This is a genomic window from Streptomyces sp. NPDC056527 (assembly GCF_042794475.1).
Taxonomy (GTDB): Bacteria; Actinomycetota; Actinomycetes; order Streptomycetales; family Streptomycetaceae; genus Streptomyces.
In genome coordinates this window covers 51,677-74,816 of the sequence record NZ_JBHTTQ010000020.1, presented here as the reverse complement: position 1 = coordinate 74,816, position 23,140 = coordinate 51,677, and the positions used below count along the sequence as shown (strand labels likewise).

General features: G+C 71.2%; 17 protein-coding genes. 4 read left to right on the top strand and 13 right to left on the bottom strand.

The annotated features are described in order from the left end of the window. Positions 1-107 precede the first annotated feature (107 nt). A complete protein-coding gene (locus ACFQ7Q_RS13675) occupies positions 108-1,100 on the top strand; it encodes an NAD(P)-dependent alcohol dehydrogenase (RefSeq protein ID WP_383553713.1) in 993 nt (330 codons plus the stop codon). Here the strand turns inward: ACFQ7Q_RS13675 and ACFQ7Q_RS13670 are convergent. From ACFQ7Q_RS13670 to ACFQ7Q_RS13640, 7 genes are all read right to left on the bottom strand, one after another. Beyond that, positions 1,072-1,653 carry a TetR/AcrR family transcriptional regulator gene (locus ACFQ7Q_RS13670; RefSeq protein WP_383553711.1) on the bottom strand — a complete coding sequence of 194 codons (582 nt, stop codon included), beginning with the start codon at positions 1,651-1,653 and terminating at the stop codon, positions 1,072-1,074. The two genes, ACFQ7Q_RS13675 and ACFQ7Q_RS13670, sit on opposite strands and share 29 nt — an antisense overlap. Positions 1,654-1,747: 94 nt before the next feature. Continuing rightward, a complete protein-coding gene (gene serA, locus ACFQ7Q_RS13665; protein WP_383553709.1) occupies positions 1,748-3,337 on the bottom strand; it encodes a phosphoglycerate dehydrogenase in 1,590 nt (529 codons plus the stop codon). Between the two features lie 237 nt (positions 3,338-3,574). Beyond that, complete coding sequence (ilvC, locus tag ACFQ7Q_RS13660; RefSeq protein WP_383553706.1) at positions 3,575-4,576, bottom strand: ketol-acid reductoisomerase; 1,002 nt, start codon at positions 4,574-4,576, stop codon at positions 3,575-3,577. Positions 4,577-4,704: 128 nt separating this feature from the next. Beyond that, positions 4,705-5,229, bottom strand: coding sequence for an acetolactate synthase small subunit (gene ilvN / locus ACFQ7Q_RS13655; RefSeq protein WP_215065241.1), 525 nt, complete (start codon positions 5,227-5,229; stop codon positions 4,705-4,707). Positions 5,230-5,261: 32 nt separating this feature from the next. Further along, the gene (locus tag ACFQ7Q_RS13650; RefSeq protein WP_383553704.1) at positions 5,262-7,145 is read right to left on the bottom strand and encodes an acetolactate synthase large subunit; all 1,884 of its coding nucleotides are present in this window, start codon (positions 7,143-7,145) and stop codon (positions 5,262-5,264) included. A gap of 205 nt (positions 7,146-7,350) precedes the next feature. After that, positions 7,351-10,383, bottom strand: coding sequence for an EAL domain-containing protein (locus ACFQ7Q_RS13645; protein ID WP_383553702.1), 3,033 nt, complete (start codon positions 10,381-10,383; stop codon positions 7,351-7,353). Between the two features lie 203 nt (positions 10,384-10,586). Next, positions 10,587-11,549 carry a 2-hydroxyacid dehydrogenase gene (locus ACFQ7Q_RS13640; protein WP_383553699.1) on the bottom strand — a complete coding sequence of 321 codons (963 nt, stop codon included), beginning with the start codon at positions 11,547-11,549 and terminating at the stop codon, positions 10,587-10,589. Between the two features lie 75 nt (positions 11,550-11,624). Between ACFQ7Q_RS13640 and ACFQ7Q_RS13635 the strand changes: the two genes are divergently transcribed. From ACFQ7Q_RS13635 to ACFQ7Q_RS13625, 3 genes are all read left to right on the top strand, one after another. Next, positions 11,625-12,626, top strand: a complete 1,002-nt coding sequence (locus tag ACFQ7Q_RS13635; protein ID WP_383553697.1) for an aldo/keto reductase — start codon at positions 11,625-11,627, stop codon at positions 12,624-12,626. A gap of 83 nt (positions 12,627-12,709) precedes the next feature. Beyond that, positions 12,710-13,801: a PQQ-dependent sugar dehydrogenase gene (locus tag ACFQ7Q_RS13630; RefSeq protein WP_383553759.1), complete on the top strand. Its 1,092-nt coding sequence runs from the start codon at positions 12,710-12,712 to the stop codon at positions 13,799-13,801. A 10-nt stretch (positions 13,802-13,811) separates the two neighbouring features. Continuing rightward, positions 13,812-14,129: a DUF6191 domain-containing protein gene (locus tag ACFQ7Q_RS13625; protein ID WP_383553694.1), complete on the top strand. Its 318-nt coding sequence runs from the start codon at positions 13,812-13,814 to the stop codon at positions 14,127-14,129. Here ACFQ7Q_RS13625 and ACFQ7Q_RS13620 read toward each other — a convergent pair. The 6 genes from ACFQ7Q_RS13620 to ACFQ7Q_RS13595 all read right to left on the bottom strand — a co-directional run bounded on the left by ACFQ7Q_RS13620 (position 14,013) and on the right by ACFQ7Q_RS13595 (position 23,070). After that, positions 14,013-17,072 (bottom strand): AAA family ATPase, encoded by a 3,060-nt coding sequence (locus ACFQ7Q_RS13620; protein WP_383553691.1) that lies wholly within the window; start codon positions 17,070-17,072, stop codon positions 14,013-14,015. The two genes, ACFQ7Q_RS13625 and ACFQ7Q_RS13620, sit on opposite strands and share 117 nt — an antisense overlap. Before the next feature lie 7 nt (positions 17,073-17,079). Further along, a complete protein-coding gene (locus ACFQ7Q_RS13615; protein WP_383553688.1) occupies positions 17,080-17,262 on the bottom strand; it encodes a hypothetical protein in 183 nt (60 codons plus the stop codon). A gap of 130 nt (positions 17,263-17,392) precedes the next feature. Next, positions 17,393-17,935 (bottom strand): hypothetical protein, encoded by a 543-nt coding sequence (locus tag ACFQ7Q_RS13610; protein ID WP_383553685.1) that lies wholly within the window; start codon positions 17,933-17,935, stop codon positions 17,393-17,395. Positions 17,936-17,970: 35 nt separating this feature from the next. Beyond that, complete coding sequence (locus ACFQ7Q_RS13605) at positions 17,971-18,537, bottom strand: GNAT family N-acetyltransferase (protein WP_383553682.1); 567 nt, start codon at positions 18,535-18,537, stop codon at positions 17,971-17,973. Then, positions 18,515-20,785, bottom strand: a complete 2,271-nt coding sequence (locus ACFQ7Q_RS13600; RefSeq protein WP_383553679.1) for an MMPL family transporter — start codon at positions 20,783-20,785, stop codon at positions 18,515-18,517. The genes ACFQ7Q_RS13605 and ACFQ7Q_RS13600 overlap by 23 nt, the downstream gene beginning before the upstream one ends. A gap of 194 nt (positions 20,786-20,979) precedes the next feature. After that, positions 20,980-23,070 carry a phosphocholine-specific phospholipase C gene (locus tag ACFQ7Q_RS13595; protein ID WP_383553676.1) on the bottom strand — a complete coding sequence of 697 codons (2,091 nt, stop codon included), beginning with the start codon at positions 23,068-23,070 and terminating at the stop codon, positions 20,980-20,982. Between the last annotated feature and the right edge of the window lie 70 nt (positions 23,071-23,140).

Sequence of the window (23,140 nt, the reverse complement as noted above, 5' to 3'; positions counted from 1 at the left end):
CCCACCCCCGGGATTCCTCGGGGTTCCGTGGGGATGTTCTCGGGGGCGTCCCCGATACCCCCGGGCACCCCCGGCGCCTACCGTCGGAGGTAGTCGAGGGAGGCCGCATGAAGGCAATCGTTCAGGACCGGTACGGCTCGGCCGACGTACTGGAGTTCAGGGACGTCGAGACGCCGGTTCCGGGGGCCGGTGAGGTGCTCGTACGTGTCCACGCGTCGTCGGTCAACGCGCGCGACTGGCACCTGATGCGGGGCGATCCGTACCTGGCACGCCTGACGCTCGGCGTCCGCAGACCGAAGGCGCAGATCCTGGGTACGGACTTCGCGGGCCGGGTGGAGGCGGTGGGCGCGGGAGTGACGCGACTGCGCCCCGGCGACGAGGTGTTCGGCGAGGCCGAAGGCGCGTTCGCGGAGTACATGTGCGCCTCCGAGGACGTCGTGGAGCGAAGACCGGCGAACCTGTCGTTCGAGCAGGCGGCGGCGATCCCGCTGGCGGGCACCACCGCCCTCATGGGGCTGCGCAACGCGGGAGGCGTGCGGCAGGGACAGAAGGTGCTGATCAACGGCGCGTCAGGAGGCGTGGGGACCTTCGCCGTCCAGATCGCGAAGGCCCTCGGCGCGGACGTCACCGGTGTGTGCAGTACGCGGAACGTGGAGCTGATCCGCTCGCTCGGCGCGGACCGGGTCGTCGACTACACCCAGGAGGACTTCGCCGCGGGCGCGGAGCGCTACGACCTTCTGTTCGACCTGGTGGGCAACCGTTCACTGGCCGAGTGCCGACGCGTCCTGACCCCCGCCGGGACGCTCGTCCTGTCCGGAGGCGGCGTCTTCGAAGGGGGCAGTCTGGTCGGGCCGATGGGGCTTCTCCTCAAGGGGAAGGCGATGTCATTCCTCGTGCGCCAGCGGCTGCTCGTGCTCTCGGCCTCCCCTGGCAGGGAGAAGCTCGCGGCCCTGCGTGACCTGGCCGAGAGCGGGAGCGTCACACCGGTGATCGACCGGACCTATCCACTGAGCGAGGCGGCGGAGGCCATCCGGTACGTGGAGGTCGAGCACGCCCGCGCCAAGGTCGTCGTCAGTTCCCCTCCGCCATCAGGACCTTGAGCCCCTCGGTCAGGTCCTCGGCCGTCGGCGCGGTCTCGGGGTCCACCACCCACTGGATCATCACGCCGGTCACCAGGGCCTGACAGAGCAGCCCCGCCACCCGGGCCTTCTCCGGGTCGGCCTCCGGGTCGATGCCGAGGAAACCCTCGGCCATGCCGAGGCGGCCCTCCCGCTGGGGCTCCTTGATGGCCTCGCGGAGCTTCTCGTCGTCGTCGAGGCGGGTGACGACCTCCGTCTGGAGCTTCCAGACCGGCCGGCTGGCGTCCGCCGCCGCGATGACCTGCTCCCAGAGGTCGTGGAAACGCTGGTACGGGTCGGCCGGCAGCGCCTTCTTCTCCTCGCCGCTTCCGGCCGGGCCGACCTGGTTGCCCCACTCCTCCGTCAGCGTGAGGAAGGCCTGCTGGAGCAGGGCCTCCTTGGAGCCGTAGTGGTAGCCGATGGAGGCCAGGTTGGTGCCCGAGGCGGCGACGATGTCGCGGGCCGTCGTGCGGGCGTAGCCCTTCTCCAGGAGGCAGCGCTTGGCGCCTTCGAGCAGGTCTTCCTTGTGTCCCATGACAGCACTGTACCCGGCAGCTAGACAATCGTGTAAGACGATCGTCTAGCACACCGGGTACGGGTACCTGGGGCGGACCGGGATCCGCCCGGGATCAGACCAGGTTGACCGAGCGGGCCGAGGCCGCGCCGATCTCCTCCGAGATCTCCGCGAGCACGGCCGCCGGGACCGTGTCGTCGACGGTGAGCACGACGAGCGCCTCGCCGCCCTCCTCCGAGCGGGCCACCTGCATTCCGGCGATGTTCAGACCGGCCTCGCCGAGGATCCGGCCGACCGTGCCGACGACACCCGGGCGGTCCTCGTAGCGCAGCACCACCATGTGGTCGGCGAGCGCGACGTCCACGTCGTAATCACCGACGGCGACGATCTTCTGGAGGTGCTTGGGGCCGGCCAGCGTGCCGGAGACCGCGACCTCCTCGCCGCTGGAGAGCGTGCCGCGCACGGTGACCACGTTGCGGTGGTCCGGGGACTCGCTGGAGGTGGTCAGCCGCACCTCGACACCGCGCTCCTGCGCGAACAGCGGGGCGTTCACATACGACACGGTCTCGTCGACCACGTCCTCGAACACGCCCTTGAGCGCGGAGAGTTCGAGCACCTTCACGTCGTGCTGGGTGATCTCGCCGTACACCTCGACGTCGAGACGGGCCGCGACCTCGCCCGCCAGCGCGGTGAAGATCCGGCCGAGCTTCTCGGCGAGCGGCAGACCCGGCTTGACGTCCTCGGCGATGACACCGCCCTGGACGTTGACAGCGTCCGGCACAAGCTCACCGGCGAGCGCGAGGCGCACCGAGCGGGCGACCGCGATACCGGCCTTCTCCTGGGCCTCGTCCGTGGACGCGCCGAGGTGCGGGGTGCAGACGACCTGGTCGAGCTCGAAGAGCGGGGAGTCCGTGCAGGGCTCCTTCGCGTACACGTCGAGACCGGCACCGGCGACCCGGCCCTCCTTGAGGGCGGAGAAGAGCGCGGCCTCATCGACGATCCCGCCGCGCGCGGCGTTGACGATCCGGACGCTGGGCTTGACCTTGTGCAGCGCCTCGTCGCCGATGAGACCGAGGGTCTCCGGGGTCTTCGGCAGGTGGACGGTGATGAAGTCGGCGACCTCGAGGAGCTCGTCCAGGGCCAGCAGCTTCACACCCATCTGGGCGGCGCGGGCCGGCTGCACGTAGGGGTCGTACGCGACGATCTTCATGCCGAAGGCGGACATGCGCTGGGCGACCAGAACGCCGATGCGGCCGAGGCCGACGACGCCGAGGGTCTTCTCGCTCAGCTCGACACCGGTGTACTTCGAGCGCTTCCACTCGCCGTTCTTCAGCGCGGTGTTGGCCTGCGGGATGTTGCGCGCGGTGGCGACGAGCAGGCCGCAGGCGAGCTCGGCGGCGGTGACGATGTTGGAGGTCGGGGCGTTCACGACCATGACGCCGGCCTTGGTGGCGGCGGAGACGTCGACGTTGTCCAGGCCGACACCGGCGCGGGCCACGACCCGGAGCTTGTTGGCGGCGGCGATGGCCTCCGCGTCGACCTTGGTCGCGGAGCGGACCAGGATCGCGTCCACATCGGCGATGGCGGGCAGCAGTTCGGCGCGGTCGGCGCCGTTGCAGTGCCGGATCTCGAAGTCCGGGCCCAGTGCGTCGACGGTGGCGGGCGACAGCTCTTCAGCGATGAGTACGACGGGTTTCGAGCTCACGTGAGTCCTCACAGATCCAGTGCGGACGGCCGTCCCGACGGCCGCAGGCGGTGGAGGGGGCTTGCCGCGTGAAAGCGCACGACGCTGTGGGCCTGAACGCGAATGTTGTTGAGCAGTGTAGTGGTGCGTCGGCGCAGTTCATGCGCCTCGTTGGAAGGATCACTCGTCCGTGGTTGGACGGCCTGTCCAACGATGTGGCACAGGGCCGGACAGTGTGTCCGGCCCTGTGCCGAAGGCTTACGCCTCCTCGTCGTTCACCCAGCTCATGAGCTTGCGCAGCTCCTTGCCGGTGGTCTCCAGGAGGTGCTTCTCGTCCTGGGTCTTGTACTCGTTGTACTTCTTCAGACCACCGTGGTACTCGTCCATCCAGTTCTTGGCGAAGGTGCCGTCCTGGATGTCGGTGAGGACCTTCTTCATCTCGGCCTTGGTGGCGTCGGTGATGATCCGCGGGCCGGTGATGTAGTCGCCCCACTCGGCGGTCTCGGAGACCGACCAGCGCATCTTCTCCAGGCCGCCCTCGTACATGAGGTCGACGATGAGCTTCAGCTCGTGCAGGCACTCGAAGTAGGCGATCTCCGGCTGGTAGCCGGCCTCGACCAGGGTCTCGAAGCCCGCCTTCACCAGCGCGGAGGCGCCACCGCAGAGGACGGCCTGCTCACCGAACAGGTCGGTCTCGGTCTCCTCGGTGAAGGTCGTCTTGATGACACCGGCGCGGGTGCCGCCGATGGCCTTGGCGTAGGAGAGCGCCAGGGCGAAGGCGTTGCCGGTCGCGTCCTGCTCGACGGCGGCGATCGCGGGGACGCCGCGGCCCTCCTCGTACTGGCGGCGGACCAGGTGGCCCGGGCCCTTCGGGGCGACGAGCGCGACGTCGACGCCGGCCGGGGGCTTGATGAAGCCGAAGCGCACGTTGAAGCCGTGGGCGAAGAACAGCGCGTCGCCGTCCTTCAGGTTCGGGGCGATGGACGCCTCGTAGACCTGGGCCTGGATCGGGTCCGGGATCAGGATCATGATGACGTCGGCCTCGGCGGCGGCCCCGGCGGGCGTCACCACGCGCAGGCCCTGCTCCTCGGCCTTGGCCTTGGACTTGGAGCCCTCGTGCAGACCGACGCGGACGTCGACACCCGAGTCACGGAGCGACAGCGCGTGGGCGTGGCCCTGGCTGCCGTAACCGATCACCGCGACCTTGCGGCCCTGGATGATGGACAGGTCGGCGTCGGCGTCGTAGAACAGCTCGGCCACTGGGAATCTCCTTGATGTGCTGGTGTTGCGTCCCACCGTACGGCGGGGAGCGGGAGGGAGGTTTTCGGGTCTCGCCAGGCGGACCGCCGGATGGACCAGGCGGTCCGTGCCCGTTGGCGCCGGGAGGGTCAGGCGCTGCGGTCGAGGGCCCGCAGGGAGCGGTCCGTGATGGACCGGGCACCACGGCCTATGGCGATCGTGCCGGACTGCACGAGCTCCTTGATGCCGAACTGCTCCAGCATCTTGAGCATCGCGTCGAGCTTGTCACTCGAACCGGTGGCCTCGATGGTGACCGCCTCGGGCGAGACGTCCACGGTCTTGGCGCGGAACAGCTGGACGATCTCGACGATCTGGGAACGGGTCTCGTTGTCGGCGCGGACCTTCACCAGGACGAGCTCGCGCTGGATCGCAGCGGAGGGCTCGAGTTCGACGATCTTCAGGACGTTGACCAGCTTGTTGAGCTGCTTGGTCACCTGCTCCAGCGGCAGGTCCTCGACATTGACCACGATGGTGATGCGGGAGATGTCGGGGTGTTCGGTGACACCGACGGCGAGCGAGTCGATGTTGAAGCCGCGGCGGGAGAACAGTGCGGCGATCCGGGCCAGGATGCCGGGGGTGTTCTCCACCAGGACGGAGAGCGTGTGCCTAGTCATGTGCGTCGTTCCTCTTCCTACGGCTCTCGGTCTCAGTCGTCTTCGTTGTCGCCGAAGTCGGGGCGGACGCCCCGGGCGGCCATGACCTCGTCGTTGGAGGTGCCGGCGGCGACCATGGGCCAGACCTGGGCGTCCTCGTGGACGATGAAGTCGATCACGACCGGGCGGTCGTTGATGGCGTTGGCCTCGGCGATGACCTTGTCCAGGTCCGCCGGGTCCTCGCAGCGCAGGGCGACACAGCCCATGGCCTCGGACAGCTTGACGAAGTCCGGGATGCGGGTGCCCTTGCGGGGCGCCGTGCTCGCGCCGACCTGGGAGCCGGTGGCGTCGTGGCCCGTCTCGTCGGCGTGCAGGACCGTGCTCGAGTAGCGCTGGTTGTAGAAGAGGGTCTGCCACTGGCGGACCATCCCGAGCGCGCCGTTGTTGATGATGGCGACCTTGATCGGGATGTTGTTGAGCGCGCAGGTGACGAGTTCCTGGTTGGTCATCTGGAAGCAGCCGTCGCCGTCGATCGCCCAGACCGGGCGGTCCGGCATGCCGGCCTTGGCGCCCATGGCGGCGGGGACCGCGTAGCCCATCGTTCCGGCGCCGCCGGAGTTCAGCCAGGTGGCCGGCTTCTCGTAGTCGATGAAGTGCGCGGCCCACATCTGGTGCTGGCCGACGCCGGCCGCGTAGATGGTGTCGGCGGGGGCGAGCTGGCCGATGCGCTGGATGACCTGCTGCGGCGAGAGGCTGCCGTCCTCCGGCAGGTCGTAGCCGAGCGGGTAGGTCTCGCGCCAGCGGTTCAGGTCGCTCCACCAGGCGGTGTAGTCGCCCCGGTTGCCCTCGGCGGCCTCGGCCTGGACGGCCTGGACCAGGTCGGCGATGACCTCGCGGGCGTCACCGACGATCGGGACGTCGGCGGCGCGGTTCTTGCCGATCTCGGCCGGGTCGATGTCGGCGTGGACGATCTTGGCGTACGGGGCGAAGCTGTCCAGCTTGCCGGTGACGCGGTCGTCGAAGCGCGCTCCGAGGGCGACGATCAGGTCGGCCTTCTGCAGCGCGGTGACGGCGGTGACCGCACCGTGCATGCCCGGCATTCCCACGTGCAGCGGGTGGCTGTCGGGGAACGCGCCCAGCGCCATCAGGGTGGTGGTGACGGGGGCGCCGGTGAGCTCGGCGAGGACCTTCAGCTCGGTGGTGGCGCCGGCCTTCAGGACGCCGCCGCCGACGTACAGGACCGGGCGCTTGGCCGCGGCGATCAGCTTGGCGGCCTCGCGGATCTGCTTGGCGTGCGGCTTGGTCACCGGGCGGTAGCCGGGCAGGTCGGTCTGCGGCGGCCAGCTGAAGGTGGTCTTCGCCTGCAGGGCGTCCTTGGCGATGTCGACCAGGACCGGGCCGGGACGGCCGGTGGCGGCGATGTGGAACGCCTCGGCGATCGTCCTCGGGATGTCCTCGGCCTTGGTGACCAGGAAGTTGTGCTTGGTGATCGGCATCGTGATGCCGCAGATGTCCGCCTCCTGGAAGGCGTCCGTGCCGATGGCCTTCGAGGCGACCTGGCCGGTGATCGCGACCAGCGGGACGGAGTCCATGTGGGCGTCGGCGATCGGGGTCACCAGGTTGGTGGCGCCGGGACCGGAGGTCGCCATACAGACGCCGACCTTGCCGGTCGCCTGGGCGTAGCCGGTGGCCGCGTGGCCCGCGCCCTGCTCGTGGCGGACCAGGATGTGGCGGACCTTCGTGGAGTCCATCATCGGGTCGTACGCGGGGAGGATGGCGCCGCCCGGAATACCGAAGACGGTGTCGGCCCCCACTTCCTCGAGAGAACGGATGAGGGACTGCGCACCCGTGACGTGCTCGACGGTGGTGGCGGACTGTCCGCCGTTACGGGCCCGCGGCTGCGGATGGTGCCCGGTGGCCTGCTCGGTCATCAGCATTCTCTTCTCGAAGCAGAGGGTTTTTGCGAGGGTTTGGGGGGAGCCGGTGCAACAAAAAACCCCTCGTGCCGGGAGGCAAGCGAGGGGAGCGCGTCGGTAGCGTTCAAGCCGGGCCTTCTAAGGCCCTGCTTCAGCCGACGCGCTTTCCAAGTACGAGAATTCGGGTGCGCATGGCACTGACCCTCTCCCCGACGCACCATCAGTGTCAAGGGGGTGGGACGGGCGTCTCACTATTTGAGCGGAACGGGGGATGGTTTCCGGCTGGAATCGCCACCTCCCCGGGGACGGGATACTCGTCCCGCACGAGCGCGCGGCGCAGCCGGTACTCGTCCAGCGGACCCGAGAACGCCATACCCTGGCCGTGCGTGCAACCCATGGCGCGCAGCGCGATCACCTGCTCGGGGACGTCCACGCCGTCGGCGACGGACTGGAGCCCGAGATCGCGGGCGATCCGGAGCAACCCACTGGTGATCTTGCGGAGCCTGGCGGACTCGACGACGCCCTCGACCAGACCTCTGTCCAGTTTCAGTACGTCGACGGGGAGGCGCCGCAGCGCGTTGATGGCCGCGTGGCCGCTGCCGAAGCCGTCCAGGGCGATCCGTACGCCGAGGCGACGCAGGGCGACCAGGCGCTGCTCCAGGTCGTCGAAGGAGACCCGGGGGTCGCTGTCGGCGAGCTCGATCACCAGGGATCCGGAGGGGAGCCCGTGGCGGGTCAGCAGCGCCTCGACGGTGCCGAGCGGCAGGGAGCGGTCCAGGAGCCTTCGGGCGGAGAGCCGCACGGAGACCGGCGTCCGATGGCCGAGCCCGGCCCGCTCGGCGGCCTGCTCGACGGCCTCCTCCAGGAGCCAGCGGCCGAGCTCGGAGACGCGCTCGCTGTCGTCGGCGACGCGCAGGAACTCGGCGGGGGTGAAGAGGATGCCCTGGGCGGAGCGCCAGCGGGCCTGGGCCGCGACGGCGGTGATACGGCCGCTGGTGAGGTCCACGACGGGCTGGTGGAGCAGGGCGAACTCGCCGTCGTCGAGCGCGGTGCGCAGCCGGGTGGCCAGCTCCGTCCTGCGGACGACCTCGGCCTGCATCTGCGGGGCGTACATCTCGACGCGGTCCTTGCCGGCGGCCTTGGCCCGGTACATGGCCAGGTCGGCGTTGCGCAGCAGGTCCCCCGCGCTGATGCCGGGCTCGGCGAAGGCGACGCCGATGGAGGCGGCGACCCGTACCTCGTTCCCGCCGTCGAGCCGGTACGGCTGGGAGAGCGTGAGGCGGAGCCGGTCGGCGATCTCGTGGACCTGGTACTCGCGGGCCGACGTGTCCCGTGAGCCGTCGCCGAGGATGAGCGCGGCGAACTCGTCGCCGCCGAGACGGGCGGCGGTGTCCCCGGCCCGCACGGAGTCCTGGAGGCGACGGGCGGCCTGGACGAGGAGCTCGTCGCCCGCCTGGTGGCCGAGCCGGTCGTTGACGCCCTTGAAGCCGTCGAGGTCGATGAAGAGCACGGCGGTGCCGGGATCGGAGGAGCGTCGGCCGGTGAGGGCCTTGCGGACGCGCTGGGTGAACAGCGCCCGGTTGGGCAGGTCGGTGAGCGGGTCGTGCTCGGCGTTGTGCTGCAACTGCGCCTGCAGGCGGACCCGTTCGGTGACGTCGCGGCTGTTGAAGATGAGCCCGCCCTGATGGCGGTTGACGGTGGACTCGACGTTGAGCCAGTCGCCTCGGCCGGAGCGGAAGCGGCACTCGATCCGGGTCGTCGGCTCCTCCGAAGGAGAAGCGGCGAGGAACCGCCGCACTTCGTGGACCACGCCGCCGAGGTCCTCGGGATGGATGAGGGAGGCCAGCTCGGAGCCGATCAGATCCTCGGCCTCACGACCGTAGACCCCCGAGGCGGCGGGGCTGACGTACCGGAGTATGCCGGTCGGCGCGGCGATCATGATGACATCGCTGGAGCCCTGCACCAGGGACCTGAAGTGGTTCTCCTTCTGGGCCAGTTCATGCGTGAGGGCGATGTTGTCGAGGAGCATGATGCCCTGCCGGACGACCAGGGCGAGGACGACCGTACAGCCGGTGAAGACGACCACGCGGTCCACTCTGCGTCCCTCGACGACGTTGTACAGGATGCCGAGCGTGCAGACCGCAGCGGCGAGATACGGGGTGAGGGCGGCCAGCGAGCCGGCCACGGGGCGGCTGGGGAGGCGCTGGCCGCGCGGGGAGGAGGGCCCTTCGGCGCTCCGGCGAACCCCCCAGGGGGCGTACGCCAGGAGCAGCGATCCGGCGAACCAGCCGGCGTCGAGCAGCTGTCCGGAGGTGTAGTTCTCCCGGAGCAGGGGTGAGGTGAACAGGGCGTCGCACAGCACCGTGAGGGCGAGGGCGGCGATGGCCGTGTTCGTCGCCGAGCGGTTCACGTTGGAGCGGCGGAAGTGCAGGGCCAGGACCATGCTGACGAGAACGATGTCGAGCAGCGGGTACGCGAGCGAGAGCGCGGCCTCGGCGACGCTCTCGCCCTGGAAGTGGGCGGTGTGCGCGAGGGCGAGGCTCCACGAGAGGGTGAGCAGCGAACCGCCGATGAGCCAGGCGTCGAGCCCGAGGCAGACCCAGCCGGCCCGGGTGACGGGCTTCTTGGCGAGGACGAGCAGGCCGACGATGGCGGGCGGGGCGAAGAGCAGGAAGAACAGGTCGGCGACGGAGGGGCTGGGCACCTCCCGGCCGAGCACCACTTCGTACCACCCCCAGACTCCGTTGCCGGCGGCGGCCATCGTGGAGGAGAAGGCGAAGAGCAGCCAGGCCGGGCGGAAGCGGCTCTCGCGGACGCGGGTGTAGAGGAAGCAGGAGACACCGGCCGCCAGGGCCGCCGCACTGAGGCCGAAGTCGCCCATGATGAGCGCCAGTTGTTCCGACCCCCAGCCGAGGGCGGCTCCGGTCGCGTACGCCGCGCAGACGAGTCCGAGGACGACCTGGGTGAGGACTCCTCCACTCTCGGACGGCGTCGGGTCCGGCCCGCGGGCGCCGCGGGCGCCGCCTCCGGACTTCTTCGCCGGGGAGCCGGCCGCCACCGGGGCGGCGGACGAGGCACCGCCGGTCGTCGTGCCGCCCTGCGCGGCGCCCGCGGCGACAGGGCTGCGGCCGATGAGTGCGCCGGGGGCGGTCACCGGGGCTCCCCTGCGTGCGCCGCCGCCTTCCGGCGCCTCCTGTGCCGGAATGGGGCGCGCGAGGGTCGTCGACGGCGGCCCCGCCGCGTCGGATCGTCGGTCCATCGGCCGTACTTCACCCGTCGCCCCCCTCGGATTCTGATGACCCGTCACTTCGCTCCCCAGCGCCAGCTCGTACTCGACGCAGCCCCCCGCTCCGGGACGATACACCAGGACCGTCACTCAGGGACAGGGGTGCTGTACTCTCAGTGACGGCCCTGGGGCTCACAGCGGGCGCACCGAGGGGGCGCACGGCGTGGGCCTGCGGCTCAGGTGGTCAGGACCACGTTGGCCAGTCCCTCCCCCGCCGCGAACCGGGTCAGCTGGCCGGCGATCAGCCGCTTGGCACGGGGCATGAACGCCGAAGTGGAACCGCCGACATGGGGACTCACCAGGACACCGGGAGCGTGCCACAACGGGTGGCCGGGCGGCAGCGGTTCGGGGTCGGTGACATCGAGCGCGGCGGTGATCCGGCCGCTCTCGACCTCCTTGAGCAACGCGGCGGTGTCCACCACGGGACCCCTGGCCACGTTGACCAGAAGGGCCCCGTCCCGCATCCGCGCGAGGAACCCCGCGTCGGCGAGATGCCTGGTCTCGGGCGTGAGAGGAGTGGAGAGCACGACGACATCCGCCTGCGGCAGCAGGTCGGCCAGAGAGGACATCGGCTGGACCGGACCGCGCTCCGTGGTGCGGGCGGAGCGCGCGACGCGCGCCACCCGCGCGCACTCGAACGGCACGAGCCGGTCCTCGATGGCCGCACCGATCGACCCGTACCCCACGATCAGCACCGACTTGTCGGCCAGCGCCGGATAGAAGCCGGCCCGCCACTCCTCCGCGTCCTGGCCGCGCACGAAGCCGGGGATCCCGCGCAGCGAGGCGAGGATCAGGGCGAGCGTCAGCTCGGCGGTGCTGGCCTCGTGGACGCCCTTGGCGTTGCAGAGCTCGACCCCGGGGCGCAGCGCGCCGAGTCCGGGCGCCACATGGTCCGTGCCCGCCGACAGCGTCTGGATCGCGCGCACCGAGGTCATCGCGGCGAGCGGCCGGACGGCGATCTCCGTGCCCTTCATGTACGGGACGACGTAGAAGGCGCAGCGCGCCGGATCGGCGGGGAAGTCCGGACCGCCGTCCCAGAAACGGTAGTTCAGCCCCGACGCGCCCGGCTCCGGAAGCCCTTCGATCTCGTCCGAGGGAATCGGAAGCCACACGTCAGCGGCCGTGTCATGGAGTGTCATGACCGGGAGGCTATGCGAAGAACCCCGCTCACCATTGGTTACTTTGGGGGACGGCACAGGGAGGGGTACCGGCAGGTGGAGCGCAGGACTATCGGGGCGGCGGCGCTCGACGTGGGCGCGGTCGGCCTGGGCTGTATGCCGATGAACTGGGCCTACAGCGCCTCGCAGCGGCGCGGCGACCGCTCGCTGCGCACGGTGCACGCGGCGCTGGACGCCGGGGTGAGCCTGCTGGACACCGCCGACATGTACGGGCCGTTCACCAACGAGCTGTTGGTGGGACGGGCGCTGAAGGAGCGCCGGGCGGAGGCGTTCGTGTCGACCAAGTGCGGTCTGCTCGTGGGCGATCAGCACGTGGTGGCCAACGGCCGGCCGGGATACGTACGGCGGGCCTGCGACGCCTCGCTGCGCCGGCTGCAGACGGATGTGATCGACCTCTACCAGCTGCACCGGGCCGACCCCGAGGTGCCGGTCGAGGAGACCTGGGGCGCGATGGCCGATCTGGTGTCCGCGGGCAAGGTCCGGGCGCTCGGGTTCTGCGCGGTGGGGGCCCGGGCGACCCGGCGCGGCGGAGCGTCGCATCTGCATGAGGGAACGATCCGGCAGCTGGAGCGGGTCCAGCAGGTCTTCCCGGTCAGCGCGGTGGAGGCCGAGCTGTCGGTGTGGTCTCCCGAGGCGCTGGAGCGGCTGCTTCCGTGGTGCGAGGCGCGGGGCGTGGGGTTCCTGGCGGCGATGCCGCTGGGGAACGGCTTCCTGACCGGGACGCTGACGCCCGGCGGCGGCTTCGAGCCGGACGACCCGAGGGCCCGGCATCCTCGCTTCACCGCAGAGATGATGGCTGCCAACCAGCCTCTGGTGGCCGGTCTGCGGCGGGTCGCGGCCCGGCACGGCGCGGAGGTCACTCCGGCCCAGGTGGCGCTGGCGTGGGCGCTGGCGCAGGGGCCGCATGTCATACCCATCCCGGGGGCCAAGCGGGAGGTCTGGGCCGTGGAGAACGCGCGGGCGGCGGAGCTGGTGCTGACTGCGGCGGATCTGGCGGAGATCGCGCGGCTGCCCGCGCCGCGGGGATCGTGGGACTGAGCGCGGGAACCTGATCGGCCCGAGCGGTGTATCAAGGGTAGTGAGCGCCGTTCGAAGGGATCGGGACCGTGGGCCGAGCTTTTGTGGGAGCTGTGTGTGCCGCCGCCGTGCTGGGGCTCGTCACGGGGTGCTCGTCGGGCGGGGGCGGGCTCGCCTCCTCGCCCACGTCCGCGTCCGCGTCGGGGACCGGGACGGGGGGCGCGCCGGCCGACGTGCGGGTCGCCGGGACGCTGACCGAGGATCTGGAGTCGCCCTGGGGCGTGGCCGCGCTGCCCGGCGGGGATCTTCTCGTCGCCTCGCGCGACGAGCGGACGATCACCCGCGTCGACGCGAAGACGGGCAAGAAGACACAGGTCGGAGAGGTGCCGGGGGTGGTCCCCGGCGGTGAGGGCGGGCTCCTGGGCCTCGCCGTGCGGGACGGCCGGGTGTACGCGTACTTCACGGCCGAGTCGGACAACCGCATCGTCCGGATGCCGTACGGAGGCGGGAGCGCGGACCGGCTGGGCGCGCCCGAGGTGGTCCTCTCGGGCATCCCGAAGGGGAACGTGCACAACGGCGGGCGGATCGCGTTCGGCCCGGACGGGATGCTGTACGCGGGGACGGGCGAGCGGGGCGAGACGGGCCTCGCACAGAGCCTGGAGTCGCTGGGCGGCAAGATCCTGCGGATGACGCCGGAGGGGAAGCCGGCGCCCGGCAATCCCTTCCCCGGCTCGCCGGTCTATTCGTACGGTCACCGCAATGTGCAGGGCCTGGCCTGGGACGGGGACGGACGGCTGTGGGCGGCCGAGTTCGGCCAGAACACCTGGGACGAGCTCAATCTGATCCAGCCCGGCAGGAACTACGGCTGGCCGAAGGTGGAGGGCTCGTCGGACGTGTCCGACTTCGTGAACCCGGTGGCCCAGTGGAAGACGGACGAGGCCTCGCCGAGCGGTATCGCGTACGCCGAGGGCGCGATCTGGATGGCCGGGCTCAGAGGCGAGCGACTGTGGCGAATCCCGCTCGCGGGGGCGGAACGCGCGGGGGAGCCCGAGGCGTTCCTCGTAGAGGAGTACGGCCGTCTGCGCACGGTCCTGGCGGCGGGTGACGGCCGGCTCTGGCTGACGACGAGCGAGACCGACTCCCGGGGCACGCCCGGGCCCGGCGACGACAAGATCCTCCGGCTGGAGGTGAGATAGGGGCGACACGATGTTCAACCTGGCGGAAGAGCTCTTCGCACCGGGCCGCAAGCACACCGAGGACGAGCGTCAGCGGCTCGCCCTGACCAGGGAGGACCAGGGCGACGGCGATCCCGGGGAGGGGCCGATAGACCTGACCTCGGGCCGGGTGACGATACGCGTCCCGGGACCGGCCGCCACGAACGATCGGGGCGCCCAGGGTGCGCCCGCCTCAGGGAGTCGGCTCCAGGAGGCGGAGACGGTGGGCGAGGGCAGCCGCCTCGCCGCGGCCGGAGACGCCCAGCTTGGCGAGGATGTTGGAGACGTGGACGCTCGCCGTCTTCGGTGAGATGAAGAGCTCCTCGGCGATCTGACGGTTGGTGCGACCGGCGGCGACCAGGCGCAGGACGTCCTGCTCCCGGGGGGTCAGGCCGAAGGCGTCGTCTCCCGGCTCCGGTTCCGGCGCGTGGTCCGGGGCGGTGAGGGAGAGACGGGCGCGGGCGGCCAGGAGTGCGGCGTCCTCACGGAGCGGGTGCGCGCCGAGGCTGACGGCGGTGGCATGGGCCTCGCGTAGCAGGGCTGCCGCCTCCTCACGGCGGCCACCCTCGGCGAGCAGGGCGTCGGCGAGGCGGTGACGGGCCTGGGCGAGCGGGAAGGGGCGCTCCAGCTGCTCGTAGGCGGTGACGATCTGGGCCCAGCGGTCGACGGGCCGGCGGTCCTCCGCACGGTCCGTCTCCGCCGAGACGAACAGGGAGTACGCCTCCCAGACGGGCGCGGGGGTCGCCAGCCCCCGTACGCAGCGGCGGATCAGGGCGATCGCCTCCGCGCGGCCCTCCTCGGCGGCGGGCAGGCCGAGAGCGTCGGCCTCCGCGGTGGCGGCGGCGAGCAGCAGCGGCCAGGCCTCTCGATGGGTGCCGAGCGGGAAACCTGACTCCACGGCGGCGGCGAGCACGGTCCGGACGTCCTGGATCCGGCCGCCGGCGGCGGCGATGCTCAGCTCGACCATGCGCGTCGGGACGGTGTACTGCGGCATGGGGTCGGCCTCGCCGAAGTGCTCGCGGGCAGCGGCGAGCTGGGTGACGGCGGTGTCCAGCTCGCCCCGGGCGAGCGCCAGTTGGGCGAGGCGCAGGGCCACGGAGCCGCGCGGCTTGGACCGGATGCCGTTCTGTTCCAGCCACTCGCAGTTGCGCTGGACCTCGCACCAGAGCCCGAGGGAGAACTGCGACTCGGCCTGGTTGGAGCGGATCCAGCCCTGGCTGTCGAGGAGGCCGTGGTCGCGGGTGAGCCGGATGCCCTCCTCGGCGACGTCGACGGCCTCCTGGGAGCGGCCGAGGTTCTCCAGGGAGTGGGAGAGATTGACGTGGGCGCGGGAGGACTCGTGGTGGAGGCCGAGGGCGCGGGTGCGGTCGCGTACCTCGTACATGGTGGCGAGTCCGGTCGCGCGGTCTCCGGCGCCGACCTGGAGGGTGCCGAGGGTCAGACGGGCGCTGAGCTCGATGGACTCGTCCTTGACGAGGCGGGCGTATTCGACGGCCCGCTCGGCGGCGGCGAGACTCTCCGGGCCGGGCTTGTGGAGCATCCCCCAGCCGGCGGCCACGGCGAGGATGCGGGCGTGCACGCCGGACGGGGGCATGCCCTTGACGAGTTCCTGGGCGGTGGCGATCTCGTCCCAGCCGTCGGAGCGGCCGAGTCCGGAGACGATGCGGGAGCGTTCGGTCCAGAACCAGGCGGAGCGCAGCGGGTCGCGGTCCTCGTCCTCCTCGCCTTCGAGGAGCCGCAGGGCCATCTTGCCGATCTTCAGGGCCCGTTCGCGCTCTCCGCACAGCCGGGCGGCGTACGCGGCCTCGGCGAGCAGGTCGAGATAGCGCAGCGGCGTGGTCTCGGGGTCGCAGCCGCACGGAGGGTACGCCTCGGCGTAGTCCATCGGCCGCAGGGAGTCGCGCACCGCGGCGGGGACCTCGTCCCAGAGTTCCATGGCCCGTTCGAGGAGCCGCAGTTGTTCGGCGTACGCGTAGCGCTTGCGGGCGTCGGCGGAGGCGCGGAGCACGGCCGGCAGCGCCCGGGAGGGGTCGTGGGCGTGGTACCAGTAGCTGGCGGACCTGGTGGCGCGTTCGTCGGCGCGGACGAGGGTGGGGTCGGCCTCCAGGGCCTCTGCGTAGCGCCGGTTGAGGCGGGAGCGTTCGCCGGGCAGCAGGTCGTCGCTGACGGCCTCGCGGACCAGGGAGTGGCGGAAGCGGTAGCCGTCGCCGTCGGGGACGGACTGCAGGATGTTGGCGCCGACGGCTGCGCGCAGCGCCTCGATGAGATCGTCCTCGGAGAGCCGGGCGACGGCGGCGAGCAGCGCGTACTCGACGGTGGAGCCGCCTTCGGCGACGATCCTGGCGACCCGCTGGGAGTCCTCGGGAAGCGTCTCGACCCGCACGAGCAGCAGATCGCGCAGGGAGTCGGTGAGGGCGCCGGGGGCGCAGCCGGACTCGTGGGAGACGACGAGTTCCTCGACGAAGAAGGCGTTGCCGTCGGAGCGGTCGAAGACCTCGTCGACGAGGGCGGCGTCGGGTTCGGCGGCGAGGATGCCGGTGAGCTGGCGGCGCACCTCGGCACGGGTGAACCGGGAGAGTTCGATGCGCCGGATGGTCCGCAGCCGGTCGAGTTCGGCGAGGAGGGGGCGCAGCGGGTGGCGGCGGTGGATGTCGTCGGCGCGGTAGGTGGCGACGACCACGATCCGGCCGCGGCGCAGAGTGCGGAAGAGGTAGGCGAGGAGGTGCCGGGTCGACGCGTCGGCCCAGTGCAGGTCCTCCAGGACGAGCACGATCGTACGGTCGGCGGCGAGCCGTTCCAGGAGCCGTACGGTCAGTTCGAAGAGGCGGGCGGTGGAGTCCTCGTTGGAGGGCTCGTGGCTGCCGACGTCGCCGAGTTCGGGGAGGAGGCGGGCGAGTTCGCCCTCCTGCCCGGCGGCCGCGGCCGCCAGTTCGTCGGGGAGCCGGCGGCTCAGCGCCCGCAGGGCGGTGGAGAAGGGCGCGAACGGCAGCCCGTCCGCGCCGACTTCGACACAGCCGCCGACCGCGACGAAGGCGCCGCGGTCGCAGGCCGCGGCGACGAACTCCTCGATGAGCCGCGTCTTGCCCACGCCGGCCTCGCCGCCGATGAGCAGGGCCTGGGGCTCTCCCCCACCGGCGCGGACGAGCGCGTCGGTGAGGGCGGTGAGTTCGCCGGCCCGGCCGACGAACACGGGGCTGACTGACCTGGTCTCCACGGCGCCGAGCATCGCACAGACGTCCGGGGTCGTGCTCATACGGGGGTCACGCGGCCCGGACGAAGCGGCCTCGCTCGGCTCCCACCCGCCCTTCGGAGTCATGGTCTCCGGACCGGGCGGCCGCCTTCGCGGCCCGCCGCGCCTTGACGGCCTGGCGGGCCAGGCGCTCGGCGGCGGCCTCACGGACGCGCTCGTCGTGGTCCATGCGGTGCAGTTCGTACGCGAACATTCGATGCTCCCTGGTGTCGGTATCGCTCCTTGCGATGCCTCTACTTTCGTTTCCCAGGGGGTGTCGCCACATCGGGCGAGTGCCGCATGTTCGGCGTACGGGGGGCCTTAGGAGGGTGCCCAGGGGGTACTTAGGGCGCCGCCGGGAGGCTCAGGAACAGATCGAAGTACATGCCAGCGGACAGGAAGAGTCCGATTCCGCCCAGTACGGCGCCGGCGACGGCTACGGCCCGGACCCAGACGGGGCGCTGCGGGCGGGTGAGGACGACCACGGCGGTGATCAGGGCGAGGAGCGAGAAGAGGCCGTTGACGAGTGCGGTGGTGTGCCAGGCGTCGGCGTAGATCTCGGAGATCTGCTGGGCGGCCGTGCCGCCCTGGGCCTTGATCTGGCCGACGAGCGTCTCGCGCTCGCTGGCGACCTTCCCGACCCAGGTGCCGCTCAGCGCGGCGAGCCCGAGGGCGGCGGAGACGACGGCCGCGGCGCCCGCGCCGATGCCGGAGGAGACAGCGGGTTCCTCGTCCGCCGCCTCCGGCTGGTCGAGCTCGTCCGGCTCTTCCTGCTCGTCAGGCTCGTCGACGGCGTCGAAGGCATCGCCGGCGTCGACGGCCTCCGTGGTCCTCACGGCCTCGGTGGTCTTCTCGGCTTCCGTGTTCTCGTCAGTCTTGGCAGTCATGCACGGCACGCTAGGTGCCGCGTATGAGAAGGGCCTTAAGAAGCCCTTCCGGCCCCGAGCGGCTTCCACTCCGGCGCGAGCACCGACCAGACCTCCATGTCGAGGCGCTGCCCCCGGTACGGGTAGCTCTCCCGGAGCACGCCGTCCTTCGTCATGCCGAGTCGTCGGGCCACCGCGATGCTGGCCTCGTTCTTCGAGGAGACCAGCCACTCGACGCGGTGGATGGCGCGTTCCCTGATCGCCCAGTCGATGATGGTGCTCGCGGCCCGGGTGACCAGGCCCTTGCCGACCGCGGACGGCTCCAGCCAGCAGCCGGCCTCGGCCGTCCCGAGGCTCACGTCCATGGCGCGGAAGAGCACACCGCCGACGAGGGTGCCCTCGGTCCAGATGCCGTAGATCCGGCCCGCGTCGTCGGCCGCCTTCTCGGCGTACGCCTTGAGGAAGGAGCGGGCCGAGTCGAGGTCCGCCACGACGTCGGCGAGGGCGATGTGCTGCCCGACGTACTCCCGCCCGCGGTTCATGTGGGTGAGGAACTCCTCGGCGTGCGAGGGCTCCAGCGGCCTCAGCTCGGCACCGTCGTCACCCAGCGATATCGCGAACATCCTCGTTGTCCTCCGCGTTCGAAACCGTCACACGCTGCATGGGGATCTTCGCACGGGTGTCGTCCCGTTCGGCGTCCCGGGCGTCGGCCGCGGCGCGGGACTCGGCGGGTTCGATGCTGATCCGGGGCAGTCGGCGGTCGAGCCAGCGCGGCAGCCACCAGTTCGCGCCGCCGAGCATGTGCATGAGCGCGGGGACGAGCAGGGTCCGCAGGACGAAGGCGTCGAGGGCGACGGCCGCGGCGAGGGCGATGCCGAACATCGCGATGACCCGGTCCCCGCTCAGGACGAAGGCGAGGAAGACGGAGATCATGATGACCGCCGCGGAGTTGATCACCCGGCTGGTCTCGGCGAGCCCGACCCGGACCGCCCGCCGGTTGTCGCCGGTCTCCAGCCACTCCTCGTACATCCGGCTGACCAGGAAGACCTGGTAGTCCATGGAGAGCCCGAAGAGCACCGACACCATGATCACCGGCAGGAAGGGTTCGATCGGGCCGGCGCTGCCGAGACCGAGCAGTTCGCTCCCCCACCCCCACTGGAAGATCGCGACGACGATCCCGAAGGAGGAGGCGACGGCGGCCACGTTCATGGCCGCGGCCTTGAGCGGGATGCCGATCGACCGGAAGGCGAGCAGGAGCAGCAGACAGCCGAGCGCGATGACGACGCCCACGAAGAGCGGCAGCTTGCCGACGATGATCTCGGCGAAGTCGTCGTACGAGGCGGTGACGCCGCCCACGTGCACGTCCAGCGAGGTGCCCTGCTCGGCCGAGGGCAGCACGTCCGTGCGCAGCCGGTCGACGAGTTCGCTCGTCGCCTTCGACTGCGGCGAGGAGTCCGGTACGACGGTCAGGACGGCCGTGTCCCCCGCACTGTTGTACGTGATCGGCGAGACGGACTCGACGCCTCGGGTGTTCGCCAGCTCGGCCGGCAGTTCCCCGAGTGCGACCCGGTCGTCGGCGCCGTCGATCTGGGCGACGAGGGTGAGCGGTCCGTTGACTCCGGGCCCGAAACCGTCGGCCAGCAGGTCGTACGCCTGCCGGGTCGTCGCCGTGGCCGGACCGTTGCCCTGGTCGGAGGTGCCGAGGTGGAGCGAGAGGGTCGGCAGGGCCAGGACCAGCATGACGACGGCGGCGACCGCGCCGAGCAGCTTGGGGTGGCGCTCTACGAAGGCGGACCAGCGGGCGGCGAAGCCGGTCGGCAGCTCGGGCTGCGGGCCGTGCTCGGCGAGCTGTCGCCGTTCCCGCCGGCTGAGCCCGCGCATCCCGATGAGGGAGAGCAGCGCGGGCAGCAGGGTGACGGAGGCGGCGACGGTGAGGACCACGGTCAGCGAGGCGGCGATGGCGACGCCGTTGAGGAAGCTGAGCCTGAGGATCAGCATGCCGAGCAGTGCGATGCAGACGGTCGCGCCCGCGAAGACGACGGCCCGGCCGGTGGTCGCGACGGCGATCTGCGCGGATTCGGCGACCGAGAGCCCGCGTTTGAGGCCCTTTCGGTGCCGGGTGACGATGAACAGGGCGTAGTCGATGCCGACGCCGAGGCCGATGAGCATGCCCAGCATGGGCGCGAAGTCGGCGACCGTCATGACGTGGCCGAGCAGGGCGATCCCGGAGTACGCGATGCCGACGCTGACGAGGGCGGTGGCGATGGGGAGCGCGGAGGCGGCGAGCGAGCCGAAGGCGAGGAAGAGGACGACGGCCGCGACGACCACTCCGACGGCCTCGGCGATGTGCCCGCCGGGGGCCTCGGTGAGGGCGATGGCGCTGCCGCCGAGTTCGACCTGGACGCCGTCGCCTGCGGCCGCGCGGGCCGTGTCGACGAGCGCCTGGGCCTGGGCCTCCGGGATGTCGTCGGCCTGCTCGTGGAAGACGACGGCGGCGTAGGCGGTGTGCCCGTCCTCGCTGATCTGCGCCTCGGCGGCCGGGGTGTCTCCGTACGGGGAGCTCACCGACGCGATGCCGGGCAGTTCGGCCACCTCGTCGAGCATCTCGGTCATGCGCTGCTCGATGCCGGTGGCGCGGACACTGCTCGTGTCGGTGTGCCAGACGATGGTGTCGCTGTCACCGCCCGCGCCGGGGAAGCCCTTGTCGAGGAGCTCGGTGGCGCGGCCGGACTCGGTGCCCGGCACCTCGTAGTCGTTGGAATACGCGTTGCCCGCTACCGCTGCGCCGGCGACCGCCCCGCCGAGGGCGATGAGCCAGAGCAGTACGACGACGAGGCGGTGCTTGATGCACCACCGTGCGATGGCTGCCAAAGGACGTGCTCCCTGGTGGGTGGTTCGTGGATCTTTACCGGGGAACAGCCCGCAAAGAACGCATGACCTACGTGAGGCCACTGTTGCAGCCTTAAGTGATCCTTTGTCCCTTTCGTGTCGTTACTCACAACGCTGCGCGGAAGCTCAGGTCTTTGGTCCTGAGCTTCCGCGCGAAGGGGGCGTTCAGGTGGTCCTCAACCGGAGACGCTCGGCCGCCCGTTCTCGATGTGGCCCATGAGCCGTCGGCGGAAGCCGCCGGGTGTGGTCACCTCGAGGTCGTACCAGCCGTGCGCGTCGGCGGCGGAGTGCACGAGGGTCCGGCTCCTGCCGGGCTTGACGGTGACGGTGCGGGTCCGGTCACGAAGGTCGTCCCGGTCGACGTAACCGAGCGGGCGGACGGTGAAGGAGACCGCGGCGGAGCCCGTGTTCCGTACGGTGAGATGCAGGTCACGGTCATGGTGGTCGATGTACGAGGAGACCTCGGCACCGCCCGCCGCCGGGCCCTCGAACTCGCGGCGGAAGCCGTTCGGACCCGTGATCGTGAACCGGTAGCGATCACGCGTCAGGGGTACCGCCCACTGCGCCGTGCCCCTGACGTCCTGGTGCTGGGGGACGGTGAACTCGCCGGCGTACGGATAGAGCGCGAAGTGGACGCTCGCCTTCCCGCTGTTCCGCAGGGCGACGGTGATCTCCTTCTCCCCCACCTTCGCGGCGGCGTCCGGCTGGTAGGGCAGCGGGCGGGCGGGGCGGGTGCCCGGCTCCTGGACCGGCATCCGCTGGACCGCCGGGGGCTGCGGCCGCCAGCGGCCGGAGAACGGCGGAATCGGCCCCGGCTGCTCGACCTCGGGCTGCCGGTGACCACGGCGGAAGTCGAAGGCGGAGGTCAGGTCGCCGGTGACGGCGCGGCGCCACGGGGTGATGTTGGGCTCCTGGATGCCGGTGAGCTTCTCCAGGAAGCGGACCACGGAGGTGTGGTCGAAGGTCTCGGAGCAGACGTAGCCGCCGACCGACCAGGGGGAGACGACGAGCAGCGGGACGCGGATGCCGAGACCGGTGGGCAGACCCTTGTACCGCTCGTCGGTGTCGTCGGCCGGCGGGACGGGCGGCGGCACGTGGTCGAAGAAGCCGTCGTTCTCGTCGTAATTGATCAGCACGACGGTGTGGCGCCACACGTCGGGGTGCGAGCCGAGGGCGTCGAGCACCTTGTAGACGAGCGAGGCGGAGGCGATCGGCGAGGAGGAGCCGGGGTGCTCGGAGTCGATCGCGGAGGGGACGAGGTACGAGACCTCGGGCAGCGTCCCGGCGGCCACGTCGGCGCGGAAGGCGTCGGCCAGCCTGCCGGTCTCCACACGGCGCAGTCCGCGCTCGAAGAGCGAGCGCTCGGCGGCGGTGAGCGTGGCGACCCCGTCCTCGAGGGCGGCGAGGAGACGGGTCCGCTCGGCGGCGTCCTCGGTGTCGCGGACGGCGGCGTAGAAGGACTCCATGAAGGTGTGCCCGCCGGTGGTGGCGAGCGCCTTGCGGGCGATCTTCTTGAAGCCGGTGAAGAACTCGATGTTGTTGTCGGTGAAGTTCTCCCACTCCGTGTACGTCTTCCAGCTCCGCCCGGCCGCTTCGAGGCGCTCGGCGTAGGTGGGCCAGGAGTAGCCGGGGTGGGTGCCCTCGGCGTACGCGGCGTTGGTGACGGCACGGCTGCCGTCGGCCTCGAAGCCGGTCCAGCCGGACCACAGGTGGTTCCGGTTGGGACTCGTCGAGGTGTGGATGGAGGAGTGGTAGGCGTCGCAGACGGTGAAGGTGTCGGCGAGCTCGTAGTGCAGCGGGATGTCCTGGCGGTCGTAGTACGCCATGGTCGCCGCGGTCTTCGCGGAGACCCAGCCGTCCATCCAGCCGTCGTGCCAGGCCTTGGCGCCACCGCTCCAGGAGTGGTCGAGGTCGCCGATGTACTGGAGGTCCTTCTTCTGGGTCTCCGCGGCGCCGCGGACCGGGAACGGGAGCACGGTCCGGCCGAGGGCGGCGGGCTGTTCGAAGACCGGCTTGCCGGAGGGGAGCTCGATGGCGTTGCGGTCACCGAATCCGCGGACGCCGCGGAGGGTGCCGAAGTAGTGGTCGAAGGATCGATTCTCCTGCATGAGGATCACGACGTGCCTCACCGCCGACATCCCGCCGGCCGGGGGCCCCGCGGCGATGGCCTCCTGCAGCGACGGCGGAAGCAACGAACCGGCTGCGGCGACACCGAGGGCGCCGCCGCCCAGGGCGAGGAGCCTTCTGCGAGACATCTCGGATGACACGAACGACCTCCAGACGACGGCCAATGGTTCGCCTTCGAGCCATTGGGTGGTACGTGGGGGACGCTAGTGA

Bases quoted from the DNA above. Each gene is read 5' to 3' on its own strand.
- ACFQ7Q_RS13675 (WP_383553713.1), top strand. From the start codon at position 108: ATGAAGGCAATCGTTCAGGACCGGTACGGCTCGGCCGACGTACTGGAG.
- ACFQ7Q_RS13670 (WP_383553711.1), bottom strand. From the start codon at position 1,653: ATGGGACACAAGGAAGACCTGCTCGAAGGCGCCAAGCGCTGCCTCCTG.
- ilvN (WP_215065241.1), bottom strand. From the start codon at position 5,229: ATGACTAGGCACACGCTCTCCGTCCTGGTGGAGAACACCCCCGGCATC.
- ACFQ7Q_RS13650 (WP_383553704.1), bottom strand. From the start codon at position 7,145: ATGCTGATGACCGAGCAGGCCACCGGGCACCATCCGCAGCCGCGGGCC.
- ACFQ7Q_RS13645 (WP_383553702.1), bottom strand. From the start codon at position 10,383: ATGGACCGACGATCCGACGCGGCGGGGCCGCCGTCGACGACCCTCGCG.
- ACFQ7Q_RS13640 (WP_383553699.1), bottom strand. From the start codon at position 11,549: ATGACACTCCATGACACGGCCGCTGACGTGTGGCTTCCGATTCCCTCG.
- ACFQ7Q_RS13625 (WP_383553694.1), top strand. From the start codon at position 13,812: ATGTTCAACCTGGCGGAAGAGCTCTTCGCACCGGGCCGCAAGCACACC.
- ACFQ7Q_RS13620 (WP_383553691.1), bottom strand. From the start codon at position 17,072: ATGAGCACGACCCCGGACGTCTGTGCGATGCTCGGCGCCGTGGAGACC.
- ACFQ7Q_RS13615 (WP_383553688.1), bottom strand. From the start codon at position 17,262: ATGTTCGCGTACGAACTGCACCGCATGGACCACGACGAGCGCGTCCGT.
- ACFQ7Q_RS13610 (WP_383553685.1), bottom strand. From the start codon at position 17,935: ATGACTGCCAAGACTGACGAGAACACGGAAGCCGAGAAGACCACCGAG.
- ACFQ7Q_RS13605 (WP_383553682.1), bottom strand. From the start codon at position 18,537: ATGTTCGCGATATCGCTGGGTGACGACGGTGCCGAGCTGAGGCCGCTG.